Below are 24,749 nucleotides of genomic sequence, written 5' to 3' on the forward strand. Positions count from 1 at the left end.
TTTTTAAGATTTAAAATCGTAGTCTTTAACCACCTCGATGCTATCGATAGTAATAGCAGTTGTTGGTTTGTCTTTCTCATCTTTTTCGGCTTTAGCAATCTTATCTACTACATCCATACCGTCAATTACTTGACCAAAGACTGGGTGTTTGCCATCTAGACTAGGGTTTCCCCCTTCTTTATAGGCTTCGATGATTTTCTTTGGATACTTGCTTGTAGGGAGTTTAGCAGAGGTATCTGTGGAGTTTTGGTTGATAAAGAACTGGCTGCCGTTGGTGTTTGGTTGACCAGTATTAGCCATAGAAAGAGCGCCACGGATGTTATAGAGATAAGGAGTAATCTCGTTTTTGAAACCAGTTCCCTTGTCTTTAGTCTTATCCTTGTCATGCCAGATGGACTGACCACCTGTACCGTCTCCTTTTGGATCTCCAGTTTGAACCATGAAGCCATCGATGACACGGTGGAAGGTAATGCCGTTATAGTAGCCTTCTTTGGCATGAGTGAGGAAGTTTTCAACCGCTAGAGGAGCGAGTTTAGGGAAGAGTTTGATACGGATATCTCCTTGACTTGTGTGTAGAATCACTTCAGCCTCGTCTTCAGCAACTTCTTTAGATAGTTGTGGGAAATTGGCGTTTTCGTTTGTTAAAGCATCGTTTAACTCCTTGGCAGATTGGGTAGCTACTTTGGAGCTTTCCTCAGCGGCCAAGCTAGAATCTACATAGTCATCACCACGCAAACTACGTTGGATGTTGCTACATCCAGCTAGAGCTACAGTGGATAGTAAAAGAAGGGTTGCTAGTTTTTTCATTCTGTTCCTCTCAAAAATTTATTTCTACCATTGTACCCTAAAAGGAAGTGGATTTCAAATATTAGTGACAAGACAGTTTAAGAGGAAGCCAACCAGAAAGTCGCTTGTTTAGGGGTATCAATACCATAAGTGTACTCGAAGTATTTAGGGAACCAGATCTTAAGAAAGCTCGTGAAGCATCACAATTAGTAAACGTTAATTCGAAAGAATTACTATATTTTAAAAGAGCACATTTTCAAAGGATTTTTTCTTTTGGACTCAATTCCTAATTAATCAATGAACTTAATACTAGGTCTCGAAAAGAATTATGCTTCCTCTTGCTGTCTGAGTTCAAAGAGGTCTTCTACTTTTAGATTAAAAACTTGAGCAATTTTAAGAGCCATCTCCAGCGAAGGATTGTAACGATTATTTTCCAAGTGCAGAATTGTCTCGCGTCGCATGCCGATGCGGTCGGCTAACTCCTGCTGGGTCATGCCTGTGGACTCACGAACAGATTTGAGATTAGTAATAATCTTGCTTTCTTTGGCCATGCTTATCCTCTACGTTCCAAGATAAAATAGACAACCGCAAAGATGCAAATCAAGGCAGCTATGCTAAAAAATATCTGTCCCATGTAAAGAGTGAGAGACCCCATATACCCAATGATAACTGCTAGGATCATCAGTGCGCCTAGTATAAAAACAGAGATCAAGCTAGCTGCCTTGGCTAAATTAGCATAAAAGCGTTCGTCCGGAGTTTCCTTGACATTTTTCAAACAGAAAAAAGCAAATAAAATCATTTCAATAACGAGGCCAATTCCCAAAATCCATTCTTTAATACCAGAACTTACGCTAGGGGTTGCAAGCCAAATCCCTACTGTATAAAAAATGCTTGCTGCAAACACAAGTATTGTGTAAAGCTTAGCAGACAAGTCAAAAATAATCTTTTCCTTACCTTTCTGACTCTTATGTAGCCAGCTCCAAATAGCTACAATTTGACCTGACACTGAAATACCAGTAATAACTAACTTGGGTCCCCAACTAAGATTAGAACCAAATAAAACAATAAAATCAATAAAGAGAGCTACGGCAATCATTGCAATGAGGCCACGCATTTTTTGACTTTTTTTCATGATAGACTCCTTTTTCATGTTATAAATATATAACATTTAAATGTTATGTTATAAATATATCACACTTAAATTTAGAAATCAAGAATTTTATGTGTCAATGTGGTAATTATTTGAAAAAAATTTTTAATAAAAACCCTCGCTAGTCAAACAACTAAAGTATTCTTTGAAGCAATCATCGGATTTGATTTGGATAGTTTCGTTAATAATATTTGATGATAAAAAATTTTTGGAAAATCTAAATACTGTATGAATCTCTACTTTTTTTCTTAGACTATTATAAAGTCTTTCAGAATAAGCTTTGTAGGTGTAGAAGTTAATTTTTACAGAACTAAATTATTCCCCTATTTAGAATCTATTAATTCATATTTTATAAATTAATTAGTAGATATCATTCTTAAAATCCTTGATATTTCGTTTGGGAACGGGCTTAGGATTTAGGAGCCAAGTATTCAAATCTCGTTCAGGCGATATGAAGGGTTTGAGTTGATGGTCTTTATAAAATGTTTCTAATACTCTTCGAAAATCAAATTCAAACTTCGTCAGCTTTGCCTTGCCGTACTCAAGTACAGCCTGTGGCTAGCTTCCTAGTTTGCTCTTTGATTTTCATTGAGTATAAAATAGTATTCACGGCTAGCTTCTTTCAAACATTTATTTCCTACTTCTAACAAATTTCTAAATGGTTTAAAAATTTTATAGTCTGTCAAGTTTTTTTCTTGACACCTGCCAGAAATCTGCTATAATAGAACATGTGATAAATAGCTTAGCTATTTCACCGAAATAAAAAATAAGAAAAGAGACTTTAAAAATGGCAGTTAAAATCCGTTTGACTCGTATGGGTTCTAAGAAAAAACCTTTCTACCGTATCAACGTAGCAGATTCACGTTCACCACGTGACGGACGTTTCATCGAAACAGTTGGAACTTACAACCCACTTGTTGCTGAAAACCAAGTAACTTTGAAAGAAGACCGCGTTCTTGCATGGTTGGCTGATGGAGCTCAACCTTCAGATACAGTACGTAACATCCTTTCAAAAGAAGGCGTATTGAAAAAATTCCACGATTCTAAATTCTCAAAATAAGTTTAAAGTAGGTTGACAGATGGATACGATTGAAAATCTCATTATTGCGATTGTGAAACCCTTGATTTCACAACCAGATGCCTTAACTATCAAGATTGAAGATACACCAGAATTTTTGGAATATCATTTGGATCTTGATCAAAGCGATGTGGGTCGTGTAATCGGTCGTAAGGGTCGCACAATTTCTGCGATAAGAACGATTGTCTACTCTGTCCCAACTGAAGACAAAAAAGTAAGAATCGTTATTGACGAAAAATAAGAAGGGCGGGACGAATGTCTCGCTTTTTTTGCAAGGAGCAGGATATGCAGGATTTAACGTTTAGACAATTATAAGACTACTTACTGGAACATTACCAGCAGCCTCGGACTGAGGAAGGTCTTTTTATCAAGCTTGTGGAGGAAGTCGGTGAAGTAGCTGAAGTTTTGAATGGTCGCTCTGGTCGAAAAGAAGGGGTGCAGGATTCTAACGAGGAACTTGCTAAAGAACTGGCTGATATTATTCACTACACCGTCGCAATCGCAGCTATTAATCATATTGAGCTCACTAAAACCATCTTTGAGAAAGACAAAACTGCAGCCATTAAGTACCAACATGAACGTGATTTGGAAGGCTTTTTAAAGGGGGACTGGAAAAGAATGAACATTGATTGTATTTTAAACATAGATTGGGCAATGTACATTGATTGGTTATTGCGAATTTTACAGATTTCGACTTTTATAGGTGTAATTTTAAAAATTAGTTTTCAGAATAAGGCCTATATCAATAATATCGAAATTCAGGTAATTAAACCAATCGAATTTGATTCCTTGCATACGAGATTTCATCATATATATGAGTTTAAACATGATGAAAATGATAAACATTATAACCATTTGATTTTTTATCCAAAGGAAGTTGATATTGAAATTATAGAATTTTATTCTTTAATCTATGATTCAAAAAGTAATCGTTTAGTTGATAATGATAAACTGCATACAGTTAAAAATTTAAAGAATTATACATGCTTATTGATTCATACAAATTTACCAGAGAATATGCCTAGTTTAAGAATGAAATGGAAAACAAGTCAGGGTGAAATTGGCGAGTATACATTTTATAGTAATATGTATAATAGGAATGTGAATATCTCATCTTTCAAATATAAATTAACATTAAAGAGGAAACTATTAGCACTTTTTGGACTATAGCGACCCCTCTATGTATCTTCCTCCAACTTGAGAAAATCCTTGGAACGTGTTAAAATAAAGGGTAAGGATTTTTAATAATTCATTATATAGAACGAGTGGATTTCTTTATGAAGAGGATTGAAGTATCTACAGAAATTGGTAGTCTCTCTGTTACTTATCAAAAGCAAAAGAAAATGCTAGTTTGTTTAAGTGGCGTAGGTTTGCTACCAAGTTATGAAAATTTTTCACTTATACTTGAAAAACTTCCTCCTACAATTGGTTATTTGACAATTGATTTTCCGAACACAGGTAGGAGTCCGATTCATGACCAAGCTGGAAAAAATCTAGATAATCTTGCAGATGCGGTTTATAAAGTACTTGAAGAATTGGCGATTTCTGAATACATACTTTGTGCACATAGTTTGAGTGGAATTTTAGCTTGTAAATTGCTCAAGAAACCAATTAAGTGTCAGGCTTTAGTAGCAATGGAACCGACAACTAAAAAAGTCATGTTTGCTGATTTTTCAGAAAATCCTTATCCAGAAATGGAAAAGCAGATGAGGCTGATTGAGGAGTGTGGTCCTGAACTTTATTTTAAGAACTTAACTCAAGCCACATTTAGCCCTCAAACTAATAAAGAAATCTGGGAAATAATGCAAGAAAAAGGTTCAGAGTTGGAAAATCAAGATCCAGAATTTCAGATATCTGGAGAGATTACTAAGGAAGATTTTGAGAATTTATCGATACAATCTCATGTCCCTGTATTTATTTTTTGTCAGGCTTATAGAGAAAAAGAGTACAGAGAATCAGAATATTGGACTTCTAATACTAAACTCATTTTAGGAGGGAATCACCATTATTTACAGTGGTCTGAATCTGAAAAAATTGCGACTATTATTCGAGAATTGTCAGAATAAGATGGAAAGAAGGAGACTATAGGAGACAAGATGAACTACTTTAATGTTGGGAAAATCGTCAATACGCAGGGGTTGCAGGGTGAGATGCGAGTCTTGTCTGTGACGGATTTTGCAGAAGAACGGTTTAAAAAAGGGGCTGTTCTGGCCTTGTTTGATGAAAAAGATCAGTTTGTCCAAACAGTGACCATTGCTAGCCACCGTAAACAGAAGAACTTTGACATTATTAAATTCAAAGATATGTACCATATCAATGCTATTGAAAAGTACAAGGGATACAGTCTCAAGGTCGCTGAGGAGGATTTGAATGACCTAGATGATGGTGAATTTTACTATCACGAGATTATCGGTTTGGAAGTCTATGAGGATGACAACTTGATTGGAACCATCAAGGAAATCCTACAACCAGGTGCTAACGATGTCTGGGTGGTCAAACGAAAAGGCAAGCGTGACTTGCTCTTGCCTTATATCCCACCAGTGGTTCTCAATGTTGATATTCCAAATAACCGCGTCGATGTGGAAATCTTAGAAGGGTTAGACGATGAAGATTGATATTTTAACCCTTTTTCCAGAGATGTTTTCTCCACTGGAGCACTCAATTGTCGGAAAGGCTCGTGAAAAAGGGCTCTTGGATATCCAGTATCATAATTTCCGAGAATACGCTGAAAAAGCCCGTCATGTTGATGACGAACCCTACGGAGGTGGTCAGGGCATGTTGCTCCGAGTCCAACCCATTTTCGATGCCTTTGACGCTATTGAAAAGAAAAATCCGCGCGTCATTCTCCTCGACCCAGCTGGTAAACAGTTTGATCAGGCTTATGCTGAGGATTTGGCCAAAGAAGAGGAACTGATCTTTATCTGTGGGCACTACGAGGGCTATGATGAGCGTATCAAGACCTTGGTGACAGATGAGATTTCCCTCGGTGATTATGTCTTGACTGGTGGAGAATTGGCGGCTATGACCATGATTGATGCGACTGTTCGCTTGATTCCAGAAGTGATTGGTAAGGAATCGAGTCACCAAGATGATAGCTTTTCTTCTGGCCTTCTCGAATATCCTCAGTACACGCGTCCCTATGATTATCGAGGGATGGTCGTGCCAGATGTACTGATGAGTGGACACCATGAAAAGATTCGCCAGTGGCGATTGTATGAGAGTTTAAAGAAAACCTACGAGCGCAGACCGGATTTATTAGAAAATTATCAACTGACAGCAGAAGAAGAAAAAATGCTGGCAGAAATCAAAGAAAACAAAGAATAAAGGAGATACCTATGCAAGTAATCAAACGTGATGGAGAAATTGCTGAATTTAATCCAGATAAGATTTACCAAGCTATCTTAAAAGCAGCCCAGACTGTCTATGTATTGACAGATGATTTACGTCAAAACCTTGCACAAGTCACTAAGAAAGTGGTTTTGGATTTGGAAGAGGCCAAGGTGGAACGTGCGACCATCAGCATGATTCAGTCTTTGGTTGAACATCGTTTACTGGGCGCAGGTTACATTACCATTGCAGAACACTACATTTCCTATCGTCTACAACGTGACTTGGAAAGAAGTGGTTATGGAGATCACATCGCGGTTCATTTACATTTTGAACAAATTCGCTAAGAAAAAAGAGTGGGATGAAGCAACTACATCTCACTCTTTCTTAAATCTATTTTTTTGGGCTGTTTGGACAGTTGAAGGGACAAATCGCAGGCGTTGAATATCGCTTATACGGATAATACGGGTCACATTTTTGGCAAAATTTTTCACAATAATTTGCTGGCGCTGTTGATCGTATTTGATGATGTCACCTGTAAAACTTGTCTCAGACAAGATAAGGTGAACAGCGGTTTGTTTCTGGATAGCCTCTTCAATAGTGGCTGTAAGGGAGTTGCTTTCAGTCTGGTCTGGTTGGTAATGTCCATTTAAAAAGTCATGTATTTTATCTAGAACTTGCTGGAATTTATGTCTCATATTGGCCTCCCTTCTTTTATATCAATATTATATAAAATTTTCCTAAAATCTACAAGATTTTACGAATAATCAGATGAAAGCTAAAAAAGGAGAAGAAAATGGCAGAATTTACATTTGAAATTGAAGAGCACTTGTTGACTCTTTCTGAAAACGAAAAAGGTTGGACCAAGGAAATCAACCGTGTGAGCTTTAATGGTGCTCCTGCAAAGTTTGATATTCGTGCTTGGAGTCCAGATCATACTAAAATGGGCAAAGGGATTACTCTTTCCAATGAAGAATTTCAAACAATGGTGGATGCCTTTAAGGGCAACTAAGTTTTCAAAATGAAAGAAAAGGATATTGAGACATGACAACTCGATATCCTTTTTTAGTTAGCAAAGTAAGCTTGATTTTTAAGGCGTTGAAGTAGGGGACGGCTAATAAAACTAATAGCCAGAAGTTTACCAAGGTCTGGGATAATAAAGGGAAATACCCCCACAACAAGAGCTTTTTCAAATGCCATTCCAGCTAGGAAATGCAAGCTGAGAATCCCGCCGACAAAGACAAGGGTATCACCCAAGAGGTTTGCAAGAAAAATCTTGACAACACTACTCTTGCTGTTGGTTAGAGAGGAAGTAAGTCCAGAATAAACAAGATAAAACCAAAGATAGCCTGCAGTAGGGCCAACTAAAGCCTGAAAACCAGCTCCACCTCCTGCAAAGACAGGAAGACCGATAGCACCTAGAAGAAGATAGAGTCCAACAGAAAGTATAGCCTCCCTCGGTCTAAAGACAGTAGCAATCAAGCCGATTGCAAAGTTTTGCAGAGTGAAGGGAACAGGTCCAATTGGAAGACTGATTTGTGCCAAAACAGCAATGAGAGCAGCCCCAATAGCAGGGATAGCATAAACGTGAGCTTTTTTCAAAATAGTTAACCTCTTTTCTGATGTATAGTAACTATTATACTCATAGAAGAATCATTGTCAACCGATTTTTAAAAATAAGGTAACAAAAACTGTAACGGCCGATTTTGCTTACTGGTTAAGTTGGATAATTGTTTTGTTGATTCGAAGACATTAAAAAAGAAGCAGACACATTTGTATCAGCTTCTTTTTGCTTCGATTAACGCATAGTTACAAATTCTTCAGATGCAGTTGGGTGAATCGCAACAGTTGCATCAAAGTCTGCCTTGGTTGCTCCCATTTTGATAGCAACTGCGAAACCTTGAATCATTTCATCAACACCGTAGCCAATTCCATGAAGTCCGACAACTTTTTCTTCTGAACCAGCTGTGATCAATTTGAAACGTGTTTCTTGACGGTTGCAAGTGCAAGCAGAGTACATAGAAGTAAAGCTTGATTTGTAAACCTTGATTTGGTCTTGACCGTATTCTTTTATAGCTTGCTCTTCTGTTAGCCCAACAGTTCCGATAGCAGGGTGTGAAAAGACAACGGTTGGAATAGTTGAGTAGTCCATTTTAGCAGTAGTTTTGCCGTTAAAGAGACGTTCAGATAGGGTACGTCCAGCCTTGATAGCAACTGGAGTCAGTTCTTTCTCACCCGTTACATCACCTAGAGCATAGATTCCCTCAACAACAGTATTTTGGTATTCATCCACTTGGATAAAGCCACGTTCGTTCAGAGTCACTCCAGCTTTTTCAAGTTGCAAGCCCTTAACGTTTGGACGGCGACCTGTTGCCCAGATAACTTGGCTAGCTGTGTGACTAGTACCATCTTCGAAATGAATGGTAATGCCTTCAGCAGTTTTTTCTAACTTGGCAGGGACTTTGTGAGTATGAAGTGGTAAGTTAGTTCTTTCCATTTCCTTGACCAAACCTTCAACGATGTAGGAATCAAAACCACGTAAAGGACGGTCGCGACGAACAAAGAGGTCTGTCTTGACACCAAAAGTGTGGAGTACGCCAGCCAATTCAACGGCAATATAACCAGCGCCTAGAATAGCAACTGACTCTGGCAATTCTTCCCAGGCAAATACATCATCAGAAGAGCCACCTAGCTCAGCACCAGGAATATTTGGAATACTTGGATGGGCACCAGTAGCAATCACGATATGTTTAGCACGAATCAGTTCACCATTTACGCTGACAGTATGAGAATCTACAAATTCAGCATGACCTTCAATCAAGTCTACACCGTTGCGTTTAAAACTGCCATCATAAGAAGAACGAGCGCGATCGATGTAAGCTTCACGATTGCGACGTAGGGTTGCAAAGTCAAAGTTAAGATCAGTAGTCTTAAAGCCGTAGTCTTCTCCAAATTGATGGAAAGTCTCAGCAATTTGTGCCCCGTACCACATAATTTTTTTAGGAACGCAGCCGACATTGACGCAAGTTCCACCTAGTTTCTTTTCCTCAATAACAGCCGCTTTGGCTCCGTGTTCACCAGCACGGTTCATGGTAGCAATTCCTCCGCTACCTCCACCGATAGCAATGATATCGTATTCTCTCATTGAAAACTCCTTTATACTCTTTTAAATAGTAGAGTGTCATTTTTTGATAGTCATATTCTATCTTTTTTTTTATCTGATTGCAAAAATCTGCTACGTTTAAAAAAATTAAAGAAAAGGCTTGCAAAAAAGAAAAATAAGGTGTATTATATATCTAGTACAATAGCTAAACAAAAAATTCCGAACAATAATTAAATCCTGAAATGTCATTATTTCGTTCTGAAATGTTATTGTTTCAAATTGATAATTTTTGTATAATATTGTTAAGAACTTTAAATCAAAAAGGAGTTTCATTATGAAAAAGAATGGTAAAGCTAAAAAGTGGCAATTGTATGCAGCAATTGGTGCTGCAAGTGTAGTTGTATTGGGTGCTGGGGGCATTTTGCTCTTTAGACAACCTTCTCAGACTGCTGTAAAAGATGAGGCTACTCATCTTGTTGTTGCCAAGGAAGGAAGCGTCGCATCCTCTGTTTTATTATCAGGGACAGTAACGGCAAAAAATGAACAATATGTTTATTTTGATGCTAGTAAGGGAGATTTAGATGAAATCCTTGTTTCTGTGGGTGATAAGGTTAGTGAAGGACAGGCTTTAGTTAAGTACAGTAGTTCAGAAGCACAGGCGGCCTATGATTCAGCTAGTCGAGCAGTTGCTAAGGCAGATCGTCATATCAACGAACTCAACCAAGCGCGAAATGAAGCCGCTTCAGCTCCGACTCCACAGTTGCCAACACCAGCAGGAGGCGAAGGTGTAGCAGCCCAAACTCCAGCTCCAGTATCAGGAAATTCAGTGTCATCTATTGATGCACAATTAGGTGATGCTCGTGATGCTCGTGCAGATGCAGCAGCGCAATTAAGCAAGGCTCAAAGTCAGTTGGATGCAATGACGGTTCTCAGTACCTTAGAGGGAACTGTGGTCGAAGTCAACCGTAATGTTTCTAAATCTCCAACTGGAGCTAGTCAGGTGGTAGTTCATGTCGTTAGCAATGAAAACTTGCAAGTTAAGGGGGAACTATCTGAATATAATCTTGCCAACCTCTCTGTAGGACAAGAAGTAACCTTTACTTCTAAAGTTTACCAAGATAAGAGCTGGACTGGTAAGATTAGCTACATTTCTGACTACCCTAAAAACAATGGCGAAGCAGCGAGTACAGCGGCTGCCGCAGCAGCTGGTAATTCTGGTTCCAAATATCCATATACCATTGATGTTACAAGTGAAATCGGTGACTTGAAACAAGGATTCTCAGTAAGTGTTGAGGTGAAGAACAAGACTAAAGCCATTTTGGTTCCTTTAACAAGTGTTGTTATGGAAAATGATAAGAATTATGTCTGGGTACTTGACGAGCAGAAAAAGGCCAAGAAAGTGGAAGTTAGTTTGGGTAATGCTGATGCAGACAACCAAGAAATCACTTCAGGTCTGACAAATGGAGTCAAGGTCATCAGTAACCCAACGTCTTCTCTAGAGGAAGGAAAAGAGGTGAAGGCTGATGAAGAAACTAATTAGTCTAAAAAATATCTGCAGAAGCTACCGTAATGGTGACCAAGAACTGCAGGTTCTCAAAAATATCAATTTAGAAGTGAATGAGGGTGAATTTGTTGCCATCATGGGACCATCTGGTTCTGGTAAATCTACACTGATGAATACGATTGGCATGTTGGATACACCAACCAGTGGAGAATATTATCTTGAAGGTCAAGAAGTGGCTGGACTAGGTGAAAAACAACTAGCCAAGGTCCGTAACCAACAAATCGGATTTGTCTTTCAGCAGTTCTTTCTTCTATCTAAACTCAATGCTCTGCAAAATGTAGAATTGCCCTTGATTTACGCGGGAGTTTCGGCTTCAAAACGGCGCAAGTTAGCTGAGGAATATCTAGATAAGGTTGAATTGACTGAGCGTAGTCACCATTTGCCTTCAGAATTATCTGGTGGCCAAAAGCAACGTGTAGCTATTGCGCGTGCCTTGGTAAACAATCCTTCTATCATCCTAGCGGACGAACCGACAGGAGCCTTGGATACCAAAACAGGTAACCAAATCATGCAATTATTAGTTGAACTGAATAATGAAGGAAAAACCATTATCATGGTAACGCATGAACCTGAGATCGCTGCTTATGCCAAACGCCAGATTGTCATTCGAGATGGAGTTATTTCATCTGATAGTGCTCAGTTAGAAAAGGAGGAAAACTAAGATGCAGAATCTGAAATTTGCCTTTTCATCTATCATGGCCCACAAGATGCGCTCTTTTCTCACTATGATAGGGATTATCATTGGTGTTTCCTCAGTTGTTGTGATTATGGCTCTGGGGGATTCCATGTCTCGTCAGGTCAATAAAAACATGACCAAGTCACAGAAGAATATCCATGTCTTTTTCTCGCCTATTAAAAGTAAAGACGGTTCTTTTACCCAAAAGCAATCAGCTTTGACAGTTTCTGGGAAAGAAGAGGATGTTCCTGTGGAACCACCAAAACCACAAGAATCCTGGGTCAAGGAAGCGGCAAAACTGAAGGGTGTAGATAGTTACTATGTAACCAACTCAACCAATACCACCCTGGCTTATAAGGATAAAAAAGTGGAGCGTGCTAGCTTGACAGGTGGGAATATTACCTACATGAAGGCGGTTGAAAATGAAATTGTTGCAGGACGAAGTCTCATAGCTCAGGATTATAAAGATGTGGCCAGTGTCATTTTACTAGACCAAGAACTTGCTAATAGCCTGTTTGGATCTGCTCAAGAAGCTGTTAACCAGGTTATAGATGTTGGTGGCTTTAGCTATCGTGTCATTGGTGTCTATACTAGCGATGAGGCCAAGACTGCCAAGACTTTTGGTATTGGTGGACTTCCAATTACGACTAATATTTCTCTTGCCAATAACTTCAATATGGATGAAATTTCTGATATTGTCTTCCGTGTCAATGATACCAGTTTGACACCGACGGTAGGACCAGAATTAGCTAGAAAATTGACCGAGATTGCTGGTCTTCAGCAAGGGGAGTATCAGGTGTCAGATGCGACTGCAGCCTTCCAAGAAGTACAACAAATGTTCGGTTTTATAACTACGATTATTAGTGCCATTGCAGGAATTTCACTTTTTGTTGGAGGGACTGGTGTTATGAACATCATGCTGGTTTCGGTGACGGAGCGTACGCGTGAGATTGGTCTCCGTAAGGCTTTGGGTGCAACGCGTGCCAATATTTTAATTCAGTTTTTGATTGAATCCATGATTTTGACCTTGCTTGGTGGAGTTATTGGTCTAACCATTGCGACAGGCTTAACAGCTATAGCTGGTCTACTCTTGCAAGGATTGATTGCGGGTATAGAAGTAGGAGTATCAATCCCAGTTGCCCTATTTAGTCTTGCAGTTTCGGCTAGCGTGGGTATGATTTTTGGAGTTTTGCCAGCCAACAAGGCATCGAAACTTGATCCAATTGAAGCCCTTCGTTATGAATAAAATCAACAAGATGGACACTCGTCTATCTTGTTTTTATATAGATTTCCCTATCGAAAATCCTTAAAAATGTGATATAATGAAGTGTTAGAAAAACAGGTTTCATTTGCCTGGAAAGGAAAAATTATGTCTGAAAAGAATTTTTATATTACAACACCGATTTACTATCCATCTGGTAAACTTCATATCGGTTCTGCCTACACAACAATCGCCTGTGATGTCCTAGCACGTTACAAACGCCTGATGGGCTACGATGTCTTTTATCTGACAGGTCTTGATGAGCATGGTCAAAAGATTCAACAAAAAGCAGAAGAAGCTGGCATTACGCCACAAGCCTATGTTGATGGAATGGCAGTTGGAGTCAAAGAACTCTGGCAATTACTCGATATCTCATACGATAAATTCATCCGTACAACGGATGACTACCATGAAAAAGTTGTCGCACAGGTCTTTGAGCGCTTGCTTGCTCAAGATGATATCTATTTGGGTGAATACTCTGGTTGGTATTCAGTTTCAGATGAGGAATTCTTTACAGAAAGCCAGCTTGCAGAAGTATTCCGTGATGAAGCTGGAAATGTGACTGGTGGTATTGCTCCATCAGGTCACGAGGTTGAATGGGTATCTGAAGAATCATACTTTCTTCGCCTCAGCAAATACCAAGACCGCTTGGTCGAATTTTTCAAAGCTCATCCTGAATTTATCACTCCAGATGGTCGTCTAAATGAAATGCTGCGCAACTTTATCGAGCCAGGTTTAGAGGATTTGGCTGTTTCTCGTACAACCTTTACATGGGGTGTTCCGGTACCATCAAATCCTAAACACGTTGTCTACGTTTGGATTGATGCCCTTCTTAACTATGCTACAGCTATTGGCTACGGTCAAGACGAACATGGTAACTTTGACAAGTTCTGGAATGGAACAGTCTTCCACATGGTAGGAAAAGACATCCTTCGCTTCCACTCAATCTACTGGCCAATCCTTCTTATGATGTTAGATATCAAATTGCCAGATCGTTTGATTGCTCACGGTTGGTTTGTCATGAAAGACGGCAAGATGTCTAAGTCTAAAGGGAATGTTGTCTATCCTGAAATGTTGATAGAGCGTTTTGGACTAGATCCACTTCGTTACTACCTCATGCGTAGCCTTCCAGTTGGTTCAGACGGAACCTTCACTCCAGAAGACTATGTAGGCCGTATCAACTATGAATTGGCCAATGACCTTGGAAACCTCCTCAACCGTACGGTTTCTATGATTAACAAGTACTTTGATGGACAAATTCCAGCCTATGTAGAGGGTATAACAGAGTTTGACCATGCTCTTGCTGAGGTTGCAGAACAATCAATCGCAGACTACCATACACACATGGAAGCAGTTGACTACCCACGTGCTCTTGAAACAGTCTGGACTCTGATCTCTCGTACCAATAAATACATCGATGAGACCGCACCGTGGGTCTTGGCTAAGGATGAAGCTCTTCGTGATCAATTGGCAAGTGTTATGAGCCACTTGGCAGCCAGCCTTCGTGTCGTTGCTCACTTGATTGAACCATTTATGATGGAAACCAGTCGTGCAGTCTTGACTCAACTTGGTTTGGATGAAGTAGCGAGTCTTGAGAACTTGAGCTTGGCTGACTTCCCAGCAGATGTGACTGTTGTTGCCAAAGGAACGCCAATCTTCCCACGTCTGGATATGGAAGAAGAAATCGCCTATATCAAGGAACAAATGGAAGGCAACAAGCCAGCTGTCGAAAAAGAATGGAATCCAGACGAAGTCGAACTCAAACTAAACAAGGATGAAATCAAGTTTGAAGACTTTGACAAGGTCGAAATCCGTGTCGCAGAAGTCAAAGAAGTGTCTAAAGTAGAAGGTTCTGATAAGTTGCTCCAATTCCGCTTGGATGCTGGTGATGGTGAAGATCGTCAAATCCTCTCAGGAATTGCCAAATACTATCCAAACGAACAAGAATTGGTCGGCAAGAAAGTTCAAATCGTAGCCAACCTAAAACCTCGTAAGATGATGAAGAAATATGTCAGTCAAGGGATGATCCTCTCAGCTGAACATGATGGGCAATTAACCCTTCTTACAGTTGATCCAGCTGTGCCAAATGGAAGTGTAATTGGGTAAAAATAGAGGCTCTATAATATTTGAATCTTTGTCTTGTTTCATGGGTTTAAGAAGATAACATGGAATGAAATATAGTCAAAAAACCGTTGCAAAGCGGTTTTTTGTTATAATTAAATGAAGAATGTAGAATCAAAGGAGAAAAATTTGATGAGATATATAACTCTTGGTCAAGATGACAAAGAATTATCAGAAATTGTTTTCGGAATGATGAGAATAAAAGATAAGTCTGTAAAAGAAGTTGAAGAGCTTGTAGAAACAGCACTTTCTGTTGGAATCAATGCTTTTGACTTGGCTGATATATATGGTCGTGGTCGTTGTGAAGAACTGTTAGGTCTTGTCCTAAAAAATCGTCCAGATTTAAGAGAAGAGATGTGGATTCAGTCAAAATGTGGAATTCGCATTGAAGAATTTACCTATTTTGATTTTTCTAAGGACTATATTATAAAATCAGTTGACGGAATTTTGCAAAGATTGAAGATTGATCATCTAGATAGCTTGCTCCTTCATCGACCAGATGCTTTGATGGAATCTGACCAAGTAGCAGAAGCCTTTGATCTCCTTTATAAACAAGGTAAGGTTCGAAATTTTGGAGTTTCTAATCAAAATCCTATGATGATGGAGTTACTTAAAAAAGATGTCAAGCAGCCGTTAGCTGTTAATCAGCTACAATTGAGTGCGGCTTTTACTCCAGGATTCGAATCAAGTTTTCATGTTAATATGGAAGGTAGTCAAGCAGCTATGCGAGATGGCAGCATTTTTGAATATTGTAAATTACACGATGTGGTCATTCAAGCATGGTCTGTCTTACAATTCGGGTATTTTAAAGGGAATTTTGTTGGAAATGAGAAGTTCCAACAACTAAACCAAGTCCTAAATCGACTAGCATTAAAATACAGTGTGAGCCCATCAGCTATTGCTATCGCTTGGGTGTTACGCTACCCAGCAAAAATGCAGGCAGTCGTAGGTACAACCAATCCTAAGCATTTGATAGAAGCTAGCCAAGCGACAAACTTTAGCTTAACAAGAAAAGAATGGTATGAAATTTATCTTGCTGCAGGGAATGATTTGCCGTAAGTAGAAGCAGATTTGAATAAATCACAGTCAAAAAGCTGTTGTAAAGCGGTTTTTTGTTATAATGAAGTGAAGATTTATTGATATAAAAGGAGAAAACCATGACATTTGAAGAAATTCTGCCTGGGTTAAAGGCTAAGAAAAAATATGTTCGTACTGGTTGGGGAGGTGCTGAAAACTATGTCCAACTTTTTGACACTATCGAGCAAAATGGGGTTGCACTTGAAGTGACACCTTATTTCCTAATCAACGTTTCTGGGGAGGGAGAGGGTTTTTCAATGTGGAGTCCGACACCTTGTGATGTTTTGGCGACGGATTGGGTAGAAGTGCATGACTAAACGTGTACTCATTACAGGAGTGAGTTCAGGAATCGGATTGGCTCAGGCTCGACTCTTTTTAGAGAATAACTATCAAGTTTATGGTGTGGACCAAGGTGAAGATCCACTCTTACAGGGTGATTTCCACTTTTTACAGAGAGATTTGACCTTGGATTTAGAGCCTATTTTTGACTGGTGTCCTCAGGTGGATGTTTTGTGCAATACTGCTGGAGTTTTGGATGATTACAAACCACTGTTGGAACAGACAGCGCAGGAAATTCAAGAGATTTTTGAAATCAACTACGTTACTCCAGTAGAGTTGACTCGGCATTATTTGACACAAATGTTGGAAAATAAAAAGGGAATCATCATCAATATGTGCTCCATTGCTTCGAGCCTAGCAGGTGGCGGTGGACACGCTTATACTTCTTCGAAGCACGCCTTGGCAGGCTTTACCAAGCAGTTGGCTCTAGACTATGCAGAAGCTGGGATTCAGGTCTTTGGGATTGCTCCAGGAGCAGTCAAGACAGCTATGACTGCTGCGGACTTTGAGCCAGGTGGATTGGCTGACTGGGTTGCTAGTGAAACACCAATCAAACGCTGGATTGAGCCAGAAGAAGTGGCAGAAGTCAGTCTCTTTTTGGCCAGTGGAAAGGCATCTGCCATGCAGGGACAAATTCTGACAATAGATGGTGGCTGGTCTTTGAAATAGGAGCAATTGGCTGGAAATCAAAAATCACAGAAGAAAATGCATCGCCATTAGTCTTGAAGGTCAAAGCAGAGTTATTAGGATTTCCAGAATTGGAAAATACCTTGTATATGAATTGGAAGGTGAATGATGAGAAATCAACTTGCCCTTAGTGGCGAAAAACTTGATGAAAAAGTTTACCCACAACTATTTCATCATGTTGGCATGATTCGTGGGGAATATTTGTTGAGAGAGCTCAATCAAAACATCCTATTACCAAGTTGTCAGCAATTTGTAAAAGATTATCTATCCACTATTTGCTCCTTGTACTCGGATGAAGATGTCTGGTATCGTTTTTCTGAATTAACGAATACAGAAGCCAATTGTTTAGAGGGGACTAAAGAGTACTTTGATGAAAATCATCCCTTATTTGGATATAGAGGGACTAGGCGTTTGCTGGCGTGTCCGGATGAATTTCAGGCTGAAGCACATGTCGTTACAGAAGTTTATCAAAACAATCCCAATCTATCCGTTATCTTTCCTTTTGTCAATGATGCTGAGCAGTTAAAGCAAGCTATTACAGTATTGCGTCAGCAGGGTTTTACTGGGAAAATTGCCACGATGATTGAATTACCGTCAGCATATTTTGACTTAGACAGCATACTGGAAACGGGAATTTCAAAGATTGTAGTTGGAATGAATGATTTGACTTCTTTTATTTTTGCCACTGTGAGAAACAGTCAATGGCATGATATGGAAAGTCCAATAATGTTAGATATGCTGAGACACATGCAGGATAAAGCAAGGATTAAAAATATTGACTTTGCTGTAGCAGGCTATCTGAATACTTCTTTCATACAAAAAATGAATCAGATGGGTATCGAATGCATTATTCACTACAGTTCTATTCTAGAGATTTTTGATTTAGAAATTGACCATCCAGACCATCTTAAACACATAAAAGAAGAAAGTAAAAAATTACAAAGGAGCACCCATGACACAGCAAGAAATGTGGAATGCATACAAGGAAATCAATCCTTCTATCGGAGATGAAATCGATGCCTGGGCTTTTGGAGTAGATGCCGATTTCTTGGCAGATTTAGTTCTAAGAGGTGAAAAGACAGCAACCGCTTCAGCCTATGACCTTTATGCAATTGATGATGAACCCCTTCCGCGAGAAGGAACCTTTGACATCATTTTAGACAGTCAAAATCAAGCTGTCTGCATTATCGAAATTACAAAGGTTTCTGTTGAACCCTTCAATCAAGTTTCTGCTGACCATGCCTTTAAGGAAGGGGAAGGTGACAAAACCCTAGCCTATTGGCGTCAGGTTCATGAGGATTGTTTCGCTGAGTGGCTGCGTGAGGCAGGACTAACTTTTACGCCTGACAGTAAGGTTGTTTTAGAAGAATTTCGCAAGGTCTACCCACTGTAGACTGTAGAAGGAAGAAAGTTTTGGAAATCGCTGTCCAATCCTTTTTTCTTAAGCAAAACATGATATAATAAGTTTGTTTGAAGAAGAGCTCTAGCTCTTAAACTTAGATAGGAGAAAACTATGCAAGCAGTTGAACATTTTATTAAGCAATTTGTTCCTGAACATTATGATTTATTTTTAGACTTGAGTCGTGAGACCAAGACGTTTTCTGGGAAGGTGACCATTACTGGTCAAGCGAAAAGTGAACGTATTTCCCTCCATCAAAAAGACTTGGAAATCGCTTCTGTAGAAGTTACAGGTCAAGCTTGTACATTTACAGTTGATCATGACAATGAAGCCCTTCATATCGAATTAGCTGAGGCTGGTCAAGTTGAAGTGGTTATCGCTTTCTCAGGAAAAATTACAGACAACATGACAGGGATTTATCCTTCTTATTACACAGTTGATGGTGTCAAGAAGGAAGTCTTGTCTACTCAGTTCGAGAGCCATTTTGCGCGCGAAGCCTTCCCATGTGTGGATGAGCCAGAAGCCAAAGCGACTTTTGACCTCTCTCTTCGTTTTGATCAAGCAGAAGGTGAATTGGCCTTGTCAAACATGCCAGAAATCGATGTTGAAAACCGTAAAGAAACAGGTATCTGGAAGTTTGAGACAACACCTCGCATGTCTTCTTACTTGTTAGCCTTTGTAGCAGGTGATTTGCAAGGTGTGACGGCTAAAACTAAAAACGGTACCCTCGTAGGTGTTTATTCAACCAAAGCTCATCCACTATCAAACCTTGATTTCTCACTGGATATCGCTGTCCGCTCTATCGAGTTTTACGAAGATTACTATGGAGTTAAGTACCCGATCCCTCAATCTCTCCACATCGCCCTTCCTGACTTCTCAGCTGGAGCTATGGAAAACTGGGGTCTGGTAACTTACCGCGAAGTTTACTTGGTTGTGGATGAAAACTCAACCTTTGCTAGCCGTCAACAAGTTGCCCTTGTTGTGGCACATGAATTGGCTCACCAATGGTTTGGTAATCTCGTAACGATGAAATGGTGGGATGACCTCTGGCTCAATGAAAGCTTTGCCAACATGATGGAATACGTCTGTGTGGATGCTATTGAACCAAGCTGGAATATCTTTGAAGATTTCCAAACAGGTGGTGTTCCGTCTGCCTTGAAACGCGATGCGACTGATGGTGTTCAGTCTGTTCATGTGGAAGTCAAACACCCAGATGAAATCAATACGCTCTTTGACGGAGCTATCGTCTATGCCAAAGGAAGTCGCCTCATGCACATGCTTCGTCGTTGGCTAGGTGATGCCGATTTTGCCAAAGGTTTGCATGCCTACTTTGAAAAACATCAATACAGCAATACAATTGGTCGTGACCTTTGGAATGCTCTTGGTCAAGCATCAGGTCGTGATGTTGCAGCCTTTATGGATTCTTGGTTGGAACAACCTGGTTATCCAGTTCTCACTGTCAAAGTTGAAAATGATGTCTTGAAGATCTCACAAAAACAATTCTTTATCGGTGAGCACGAAGACAAGAACCGTCTCTGGGTTGTGCCACTCAATAGTAACTGGAAAGGCTTGCCTGATACACTCGAAACTGAAAGCATCGAAATTCCAGGCTACGCAGCTCTTCTTGCTGAAAATGAAGGAGCTCTTCGTTTCAATACTGAAAATACAGCCCACTACATTACCGACTATCAAGGAGACTTGTTAGAAGCTGTTCTGGCTGAGCTAGAGACACTTGATAACACAAGCAAACTGCAAATTGTTCAAGAACGTCGTTTGCTTGCTGAAGCAGGGCACATTTCTTATGCTGACTTGCTCCCAGTCCTTGATAAACTTGCTAAAGAAGAATCTTACCTTGTCGTTTCAGCTGTTTCTCAAGTAATTTCTGCCCTTGAGCGCTTTATCGATGAAGGTACAGAAGCTGAGAAAGCCTTTAACAGTCTGGTTGCTAAATTGGCTCGTCATAACTATGACCGTCTTGGTTTTGAAGCTAAAGATGGAGAATCAGATGAGGATGAATTGGTTCGTCAGTTGGCCATTTCTATGATGATTCGCTCAAATGATGCAGAAGCTAGTCAAGTTGCTAGCCAAATCTTCGCAGCTCACAAGGAGAATCTTGCAGGACTTCCAGCAGCTATTCGCTCACAAGTTCTGATCAATGAGATGAAACATCATGAGACTAAAGACTTGTTAGCACTTTATCTTGATACTTATACGCACGCAACAGATGCAGTCTTTAAACGTCAGTTGGCAGCCGCTCTTGCCTACAGTAAAGATGCGGACAATATCCAAACCTTGATTGCTTCTTGGAAGGACAAATTTGTGGTCAAACCACAAGACTTGTCTGCTTGGTACTTCCAGTTCTTAAGCCATCAAGCAACTCAGGAAACAGCATGGTCTTGGGCTCGTGAAAACTGGGCTTGGATTAAGGCAGCTCTTGGTGGAGATATGAGCTTTGATAGCTTTGTTATCCTTCCTGCTCACGTATTTAAGACTCAGCAACGCTTGGCAGAGTACAAGGAATTCTTTGAACCGCAACTTTCTGACCTTGCTCTTAGCCGTAACATCGGTATGGGAATCAAGGAAATTGCAGCGCGTGTTGACTTGATTAACCGTGAAAAAGCTGCAGTGGAAGCAGTCGTTCTTCAATACGGAAATGCATAAATAAGCCTAAAATAAAAAGAAAACTCAGCTATCTCATGTAAAATGCAGAGAGTTGAGTTTTTTTTAAGGCAAATTTGGTATAATGGTTTTAATAAGGAGGAGTTTCTCATGATAAAAATCTTATTGGTTGAGGATGACCTAGGCCTGTCAAATTCAGTATTTGACTTTTTAGACGATTTTGCGGATGTCATGCAGGTATTTGATGGGGAAGAAGGTCTCTACGAAGCTGAAAGTGGCGTCTATGATTTGATTTTGCTCGATTTAATGTTGCCTGAAAAAAATGGCTTCCAAGTCTTGAAAGAATTGCGTGAAAAAGGAATTACGACACCAGTTCTGATTATGACCGCCAAGGAAAGTTTGGATGACAAGGGACATGGATTTGAACTGGGAGCAGATGATTATCTGACCAAACCTTTCTACCTAGAAGAACTCAAAATGCGGATTCAAGCCCTTCTCAAACGTTCAGGTAAATTTAATGAAAACACCTTGACTTATGGAAATATTGTGGTTAATTTGTCAACCAATACCGTTAAAGTCGAAGATACTCCTGTCGAATTACTGGGGAAAGAGTTCGATTTATTAGTTTATTTCCTTCAAAATCAAAATGTTATTTTGCCTAAGACTCAGATTTTTGATCGTCTATGGGGATTTGATAGTGACACAACGATTTCAGTTGTCGAAGTCTATGTTTCAAAAGTCCGTAAGAAATTAAAAGGAACCACTTTTGCAGAGAATTTGCAAACCTTGCGCAGTGTTGGGTATATTTTAAAAGATGTTCAGTAAACTAAAAAAAACATGGTATGCGGATGACTTTAGTTATTTTATCCGCAACTTTGGTGTCTTCACTCTGATTTTCTCTACCATGACTCTGATTATTTTACAGGTCATGCACTCGAGTCTTTATACTTCGGTGGATGAGAAGTTACATGCCTTAAGTGGAAGCCCTCAAGCTGTTATTCAGTTAGCCTTGAATCGAGCTACTGAGGAAGTCAAGAACATTGAACCAGCGACAACTGATGCCAATAAAGCTGAAATAAAAACCAATGTCAGCTCTAATACAGAGGTTTTGCTTTTTGATAAGGATTTTAACCAACTTTTATTAGGAAATCGTTTTTTAGGCCTAGATAAGATTAGGTTAGAAAAAAGAGAGTTGAATCACATTCGGCAAATCCAAGTTGTCAATAGTTATGGTCAGGAAGAAATCTATCGTATGATTTTGATGGAGACCACTACGTCTTCAGTTTCAACCAATGTCAAATATGCGGCTGTCTTGATTAATACCAGTCAGTTGGAGCAAGCTAGTCAAAAGCATGAGCGATTGATTGTGGTTGTGATGGCAAGTTTCTGGATTCTGTCTTTGCTTGCCAGTCTCTATCTAGCTAGGGTCAGTGTTCGGCCTCTGCTTGAGAGCATGCAGAAGCAGCAGTCCTTTGTGGAAAATGCCAGTCATGAGTTACGAACCCCACTTGCAGTTCTGCAAAATCGTTTAGAGACCCTTTTCCGTAAGCCAGAAGCTACCATTATGGATGTGAGCGAAAGTATTGCATCTAGTTTGGAAGAAGTCCGAAATATGCGGTTTTTGACGACAAACTTGTTGAATTTAGCTCGTAGAGATGATGGGATTAAGCCTGAACTTGGAGAAGTTCCAACTAGCTTTTTTAATACAACTTTCACAAATTATGAGATGATTGCTTCTGAAAATGACCGTGTCTTCCGTTTTGAAAATCGTATCCATCGAACGATTATCACAGATCAGCTCCTTTTGAAACAACTGATGACTATCCTATTTGATAATGCTGTCAAGTATACTGAAGAAGATGGTGAAATTGATTTTGTGATTTCAGCGACTGATCGTAATCTGTATTTACTTGTTTCTGATAATGGAGTCGGTATTTCCGCAGAAGATAAGAAGAAAATTTTTGACCGTTTTTATCGAGTGGACAAGGCTAGAACTCGTCAAAAAGGAGGTTTTGGTTTAGGATTATCACTGGCCAAGCAGATTGTAGATGCCTTAAAAGGAACCATTACTGTTAAAGATAATAAACCAAAAGGAACAATCTTTGAAGTGAAGATTGCCATTCAGACACTATCTAAAAAGAAAAAATAAAAATATCGCTCCAGATGGGGCGATATTTTGGATTTATCTTCTACGTTTTCGTTTGATGATAGATCGTTGAACTTTTAAAACAAGTAAGCTGGATCCGATTGCTGCGGCAAAGGCAAGAGCAGGTGATAATTTTAATGCTAAAAAGATAAAACTAAAGATAGCAATACAGATACAAAAAACAGCGATATTAACAAAAAATAGGATTTCCTTGAGATTAGCATCAGATTGCGCTTCAGGTGTATAATCTTGATAGCGAGGAACCTGATGGTTTAATTCTTCTTGATAGTCTACCTCATAGGATTGTAATTTTCTTACGGGCATTATTCTCTCCTTAACAGTACATACCTATTTTATCATTTTTTCAGCAGAGAATTATTACAGAAAGGTTACAAAAAGAATAAAGTACCTTTTCATTTTCAAAGAATGGTTGATTTTGGAGAAATATGGTATAATTTTCCTTATGGAAAAGATTATCATTACAGCAACTGCTGAAAGTATTGAACAAGTTGAACAACTACTCGAAGCTGGCGTAGACCGTATCTATGTCGGTGAGAAAGATTTTGGACTTCGTCTGCCAACGACCTTTAGTTATGACCAATTGCGTGAAATCGCTAATCTGGTTCATGATGCTGGTAAGGAATTGATTGTTGCGGTCAATGCTCTCATGCACCAAGACATGATGGATCGTATCAAGCCATTCCTTGATTTCTTGGAAGAAATCAAGACAGACTACATTACGATTGGGGATGCAGGTGTCTTTTACGTGGTCAACCGCGATGGTTATTCATTTAAGACCATCTATGATGCTTCTACTATGGTAACTAGCAGTCGTCAGATAAACTTCTGGGGACAAAAGGCTGGCGCATCTGAGGCTGTTTTGGCGCGTGAAATTCCATCTGCTGAGCTCTTCAAGATGCCTGAGATTTTGGAAATTCCTGCTGAAGTGTTGGTTTACGGAGCTAGTGTTATTCACCATTCTAAACGTCCGCTCTTGCAAAACTACTATAACTTTACGCATATCGATGATGAAAAGACTCGCAAGCGTGACCTCTTCTTAGCAGAACCAAGTGACCCAGAGAGTCACTATTCCATTTTTGAAGACAATCATGGAACCCACATTTTTGCCAACAATGACCTTGATTTGATGACAAAATTGACAGAATTGGTAGAGCATGGTTTTACTCACTGGAAATTAGAAGGTCTCTATACACCTGGTCAGAACTTTGTTGAGATTGCAAAACTCTTTATCCAAGCGCGTAGCTTGATTCAAGAGGGCAACTTTAGCCATGACCAAGCCTTCTTGCTGGATGAAGAAGTGCGTAAACTTCACCCTAAAAACCGTTTCCTTGATACAGGATTCTATGATTACGATCCTGATATGGTTAAATAAAGTAAATGGATAGTTGAGAGAAG

At 39.5% G+C, this 24,749-nt stretch carries 27 protein-coding genes and 1 pseudogene; 21 read left to right on the forward strand and 7 right to left on the reverse strand.

Features of this window, described 5'->3' with window-relative positions; genetic code table 11:
* Nucleotides 1-3: 3 nt before the first annotated feature.
* The 3 genes from B7699_RS05765 to B7699_RS05775 all read right to left on the reverse strand — a co-directional run bounded on the left by B7699_RS05765 (nt 4) and on the right by B7699_RS05775 (nt 1,918).
* A complete protein-coding gene (locus tag B7699_RS05765; RefSeq protein WP_084927421.1) occupies nt 4-807 on the reverse strand; it encodes a peptidylprolyl isomerase in 804 nt (267 codons plus the stop codon).
* Nucleotides 808-1,112: 305 nt separating this feature from the next.
* Nucleotides 1,113-1,337 (reverse strand): helix-turn-helix transcriptional regulator, encoded by a 225-nt coding sequence (locus B7699_RS05770; protein WP_001041101.1) that lies wholly within the window; start codon nt 1,335-1,337, stop codon nt 1,113-1,115.
* Nucleotides 1,338-1,339: 2 nt separating this feature from the next.
* The gene (locus B7699_RS05775; RefSeq protein ID WP_084927422.1) at nt 1,340-1,918 is read right to left on the reverse strand and encodes a hypothetical protein; all 579 of its coding nucleotides are present in this window, start codon (nt 1,916-1,918) and stop codon (nt 1,340-1,342) included.
* An 805-nt stretch (nt 1,919-2,723) separates the two neighbouring features.
* Between B7699_RS05775 and rpsP the strand changes: the two genes are divergently transcribed.
* From rpsP to B7699_RS05815, 7 genes and pseudogenes are all read left to right on the forward strand, one after another.
* Nucleotides 2,724-2,996: a 30S ribosomal protein S16 gene (gene rpsP / locus B7699_RS05785; protein ID WP_000268760.1), complete on the forward strand. Its 273-nt coding sequence runs from the start codon at nt 2,724-2,726 to the stop codon at nt 2,994-2,996.
* A gap of 19 nt (nt 2,997-3,015) precedes the next feature.
* Nucleotides 3,016-3,255, forward strand: coding sequence for an RNA-binding protein KphA (gene kphA, locus B7699_RS05790; protein ID WP_000379617.1), 240 nt, complete (start codon nt 3,016-3,018; stop codon nt 3,253-3,255).
* 83 nt (nt 3,256-3,338) lie between these two features.
* A pseudogene (locus tag B7699_RS09720) lies at nt 3,339-3,623 on the forward strand (MazG nucleotide pyrophosphohydrolase domain-containing protein); the annotation flags it as partial.
* A gap of 668 nt (nt 3,624-4,291) precedes the next feature.
* Nucleotides 4,292-5,080, forward strand: coding sequence for an alpha/beta fold hydrolase (locus B7699_RS05800; RefSeq protein WP_084927424.1), 789 nt, complete (start codon nt 4,292-4,294; stop codon nt 5,078-5,080).
* Between the two features lie 30 nt (nt 5,081-5,110).
* Nucleotides 5,111-5,629 (forward strand): ribosome maturation factor RimM, encoded by a 519-nt coding sequence (gene rimM / locus B7699_RS05805; RefSeq protein WP_084927425.1) that lies wholly within the window; start codon nt 5,111-5,113, stop codon nt 5,627-5,629.
* Nucleotides 5,619-6,338, forward strand: a complete 720-nt coding sequence (trmD, locus tag B7699_RS05810; RefSeq protein ID WP_084927427.1) for a tRNA (guanosine(37)-N1)-methyltransferase TrmD — start codon at nt 5,619-5,621, stop codon at nt 6,336-6,338. Before rimM ends, trmD begins: the two co-directional genes overlap by 11 nt.
* An 11-nt stretch (nt 6,339-6,349) precedes the next feature.
* Nucleotides 6,350-6,688 (forward strand): ATP cone domain-containing protein, encoded by a 339-nt coding sequence (locus tag B7699_RS05815; protein WP_001196038.1) that lies wholly within the window; start codon nt 6,350-6,352, stop codon nt 6,686-6,688.
* A gap of 30 nt (nt 6,689-6,718) precedes the next feature.
* On the opposite strand, the gene B7699_RS05820 is transcribed toward B7699_RS05815, so the two are convergent.
* Complete coding sequence (locus B7699_RS05820) at nt 6,719-7,039, reverse strand: hypothetical protein (protein ID WP_084927429.1); 321 nt, start codon at nt 7,037-7,039, stop codon at nt 6,719-6,721.
* Between the two features lie 98 nt (nt 7,040-7,137).
* On the opposite strand from B7699_RS05820, the gene B7699_RS05825 reads away from it, so the two are divergent.
* Nucleotides 7,138-7,353, forward strand: coding sequence for a YdbC family protein (locus B7699_RS05825; protein ID WP_000807422.1), 216 nt, complete (start codon nt 7,138-7,140; stop codon nt 7,351-7,353).
* A gap of 53 nt (nt 7,354-7,406) precedes the next feature.
* Here the strand turns inward: B7699_RS05825 and B7699_RS05830 are convergent, their stop codons facing one another.
* Both B7699_RS05830 and gor read right to left on the reverse strand, forming a co-directional pair.
* Nucleotides 7,407-7,943, reverse strand: coding sequence for a biotin transporter BioY (locus tag B7699_RS05830; protein ID WP_084927430.1), 537 nt, complete (start codon nt 7,941-7,943; stop codon nt 7,407-7,409).
* A 196-nt stretch (nt 7,944-8,139) separates the two neighbouring features.
* A complete protein-coding gene (gene gor, locus B7699_RS05835) occupies nt 8,140-9,486 on the reverse strand; it encodes a glutathione-disulfide reductase (protein WP_084927432.1) in 1,347 nt (448 codons plus the stop codon).
* Between the two features lie 289 nt (nt 9,487-9,775).
* Here gor and B7699_RS05840 point away from each other — a divergent pair, with 289 nt between their 5' ends.
* The 12 genes from B7699_RS05840 (at nt 9,776) to B7699_RS05895 (ending at nt 23,336) form a co-directional block, all read left to right on the forward strand.
* Nucleotides 9,776-10,984, forward strand: coding sequence for an efflux RND transporter periplasmic adaptor subunit (locus B7699_RS05840; RefSeq protein ID WP_192852015.1), 1,209 nt, complete (start codon nt 9,776-9,778; stop codon nt 10,982-10,984).
* Complete coding sequence (locus tag B7699_RS05845; RefSeq protein WP_000733791.1) at nt 10,968-11,669, forward strand: ABC transporter ATP-binding protein; 702 nt, start codon at nt 10,968-10,970, stop codon at nt 11,667-11,669. The genes B7699_RS05840 and B7699_RS05845 overlap by 17 nt, the downstream gene beginning before the upstream one ends.
* A gap of 1 nt (nt 11,670) precedes the next feature.
* Nucleotides 11,671-12,930 (forward strand): ABC transporter permease, encoded by a 1,260-nt coding sequence (locus tag B7699_RS05850; protein WP_084927436.1) that lies wholly within the window; start codon nt 11,671-11,673, stop codon nt 12,928-12,930.
* 123 nt (nt 12,931-13,053) lie between these two features.
* A complete protein-coding gene (gene metG / locus B7699_RS05855) occupies nt 13,054-15,051 on the forward strand; it encodes a methionine--tRNA ligase (protein WP_084927438.1) in 1,998 nt (665 codons plus the stop codon).
* Between the two features lie 147 nt (nt 15,052-15,198).
* Nucleotides 15,199-16,125: an aldo/keto reductase gene (locus B7699_RS05860; RefSeq protein WP_084927440.1), complete on the forward strand. Its 927-nt coding sequence runs from the start codon at nt 15,199-15,201 to the stop codon at nt 16,123-16,125.
* A 98-nt stretch (nt 16,126-16,223) separates the two neighbouring features.
* Nucleotides 16,224-16,460, forward strand: a complete 237-nt coding sequence (locus B7699_RS05865; RefSeq protein WP_000141913.1) for a DUF2829 domain-containing protein — start codon at nt 16,224-16,226, stop codon at nt 16,458-16,460.
* A complete protein-coding gene (locus B7699_RS05870) occupies nt 16,453-17,151 on the forward strand; it encodes a 3-oxoacyl-ACP reductase (RefSeq protein WP_084927442.1) in 699 nt (232 codons plus the stop codon). The genes B7699_RS05865 and B7699_RS05870 overlap by 8 nt, the downstream gene beginning before the upstream one ends.
* A 126-nt stretch (nt 17,152-17,277) precedes the next feature.
* A complete protein-coding gene (locus B7699_RS05875) occupies nt 17,278-18,180 on the forward strand; it encodes a putative PEP-binding protein (protein WP_084927445.1) in 903 nt (300 codons plus the stop codon).
* Nucleotides 18,122-18,562 carry an ASCH domain-containing protein gene (locus B7699_RS05880; protein WP_084927446.1) on the forward strand — a complete coding sequence of 147 codons (441 nt, stop codon included), beginning with the start codon at nt 18,122-18,124 and terminating at the stop codon, nt 18,560-18,562. The genes B7699_RS05875 and B7699_RS05880 overlap by 59 nt, the downstream gene beginning before the upstream one ends.
* A 120-nt stretch (nt 18,563-18,682) precedes the next feature.
* Entirely contained in the window at nt 18,683-21,229 is a 2,547-nt protein-coding gene (locus tag B7699_RS05885) for a M1 family metallopeptidase (RefSeq protein ID WP_084927448.1), read from the forward strand.
* Between the two features lie 108 nt (nt 21,230-21,337).
* Nucleotides 21,338-22,012, forward strand: coding sequence for a two-component system response regulator CiaR (ciaR, locus tag B7699_RS05890; protein ID WP_000590639.1), 675 nt, complete (start codon nt 21,338-21,340; stop codon nt 22,010-22,012).
* The gene (locus tag B7699_RS05895) at nt 22,002-23,336 is read left to right on the forward strand and encodes a sensor histidine kinase (protein WP_084927450.1); all 1,335 of its coding nucleotides are present in this window, start codon (nt 22,002-22,004) and stop codon (nt 23,334-23,336) included. The genes ciaR and B7699_RS05895 overlap by 11 nt, the downstream gene beginning before the upstream one ends.
* A 33-nt stretch (nt 23,337-23,369) precedes the next feature.
* On the opposite strand, the gene B7699_RS05900 is transcribed toward B7699_RS05895, so the two are convergent.
* A complete protein-coding gene (locus tag B7699_RS05900; RefSeq protein WP_084927452.1) occupies nt 23,370-23,657 on the reverse strand; it encodes a DUF3270 domain-containing protein in 288 nt (95 codons plus the stop codon).
* Between the two features lie 139 nt (nt 23,658-23,796).
* Between B7699_RS05900 and B7699_RS05905 the strand changes: the two genes are divergently transcribed.
* Nucleotides 23,797-24,726, forward strand: a complete 930-nt coding sequence (locus tag B7699_RS05905) for a peptidase U32 family protein (RefSeq protein WP_084927453.1) — start codon at nt 23,797-23,799, stop codon at nt 24,724-24,726.
* Nucleotides 24,727-24,749 lie beyond the last annotated feature (23 nt).

It is taken from the genome of Streptococcus mitis (genome assembly GCF_002096835.1).
Lineage (GTDB): Bacteria > Bacillota > Bacilli > Lactobacillales > Streptococcaceae > Streptococcus > Streptococcus mitis_W.

Excerpts from the sequence above, each read along its gene's own strand:
- B7699_RS05765 (WP_084927421.1), bottom strand. The coding sequence starts at position 807 with ATGAAAAAACTAGCAACCCTTCTTTTACTATCCACTGTAGCTCTAGCT.
- B7699_RS05770 (WP_001041101.1), bottom strand. The coding sequence starts at position 1,337 with ATGGCCAAAGAAAGCAAGATTATTACTAATCTCAAATCTGTTCGTGAG.
- B7699_RS05775 (WP_084927422.1), bottom strand. The coding sequence starts at position 1,918 with ATGAAAAAAAGTCAAAAAATGCGTGGCCTCATTGCAATGATTGCCGTA.
- rpsP (WP_000268760.1), top strand. The coding sequence starts at position 2,724 with ATGGCAGTTAAAATCCGTTTGACTCGTATGGGTTCTAAGAAAAAACCT.
- kphA (WP_000379617.1), top strand. The coding sequence starts at position 3,016 with ATGGATACGATTGAAAATCTCATTATTGCGATTGTGAAACCCTTGATT.
- B7699_RS05800 (WP_084927424.1), top strand. The coding sequence starts at position 4,292 with ATGAAGAGGATTGAAGTATCTACAGAAATTGGTAGTCTCTCTGTTACT.
- rimM (WP_084927425.1), top strand. The coding sequence starts at position 5,111 with ATGAACTACTTTAATGTTGGGAAAATCGTCAATACGCAGGGGTTGCAG.
- trmD (WP_084927427.1), top strand. The coding sequence starts at position 5,619 with ATGAAGATTGATATTTTAACCCTTTTTCCAGAGATGTTTTCTCCACTG.
- B7699_RS05815 (WP_001196038.1), top strand. The coding sequence starts at position 6,350 with ATGCAAGTAATCAAACGTGATGGAGAAATTGCTGAATTTAATCCAGAT.
- B7699_RS05820 (WP_084927429.1), bottom strand. The coding sequence starts at position 7,039 with ATGAGACATAAATTCCAGCAAGTTCTAGATAAAATACATGACTTTTTA.
- B7699_RS05825 (WP_000807422.1), top strand. The coding sequence starts at position 7,138 with ATGGCAGAATTTACATTTGAAATTGAAGAGCACTTGTTGACTCTTTCT.
- gor (WP_084927432.1), bottom strand. The coding sequence starts at position 9,486 with ATGAGAGAATACGATATCATTGCTATCGGTGGAGGTAGCGGAGGAATT.
- B7699_RS05845 (WP_000733791.1), top strand. The coding sequence starts at position 10,968 with ATGAAGAAACTAATTAGTCTAAAAAATATCTGCAGAAGCTACCGTAAT.
- B7699_RS05850 (WP_084927436.1), top strand. The coding sequence starts at position 11,671 with ATGCAGAATCTGAAATTTGCCTTTTCATCTATCATGGCCCACAAGATG.
- metG (WP_084927438.1), top strand. The coding sequence starts at position 13,054 with ATGTCTGAAAAGAATTTTTATATTACAACACCGATTTACTATCCATCT.
- B7699_RS05860 (WP_084927440.1), top strand. The coding sequence starts at position 15,199 with ATGAGATATATAACTCTTGGTCAAGATGACAAAGAATTATCAGAAATT.
- B7699_RS05865 (WP_000141913.1), top strand. The coding sequence starts at position 16,224 with ATGACATTTGAAGAAATTCTGCCTGGGTTAAAGGCTAAGAAAAAATAT.
- B7699_RS05870 (WP_084927442.1), top strand. The coding sequence starts at position 16,453 with ATGACTAAACGTGTACTCATTACAGGAGTGAGTTCAGGAATCGGATTG.
- B7699_RS05875 (WP_084927445.1), top strand. The coding sequence starts at position 17,278 with ATGAGAAATCAACTTGCCCTTAGTGGCGAAAAACTTGATGAAAAAGTT.
- B7699_RS05880 (WP_084927446.1), top strand. The coding sequence starts at position 18,122 with ATGACACAGCAAGAAATGTGGAATGCATACAAGGAAATCAATCCTTCT.
- B7699_RS05885 (WP_084927448.1), top strand. The coding sequence starts at position 18,683 with ATGCAAGCAGTTGAACATTTTATTAAGCAATTTGTTCCTGAACATTAT.
- ciaR (WP_000590639.1), top strand. The coding sequence starts at position 21,338 with ATGATAAAAATCTTATTGGTTGAGGATGACCTAGGCCTGTCAAATTCA.
- B7699_RS05895 (WP_084927450.1), top strand. The coding sequence starts at position 22,002 with ATGTTCAGTAAACTAAAAAAAACATGGTATGCGGATGACTTTAGTTAT.
- B7699_RS05900 (WP_084927452.1), bottom strand. The coding sequence starts at position 23,657 with ATGCCCGTAAGAAAATTACAATCCTATGAGGTAGACTATCAAGAAGAA.
- B7699_RS05905 (WP_084927453.1), top strand. The coding sequence starts at position 23,797 with ATGGAAAAGATTATCATTACAGCAACTGCTGAAAGTATTGAACAAGTT.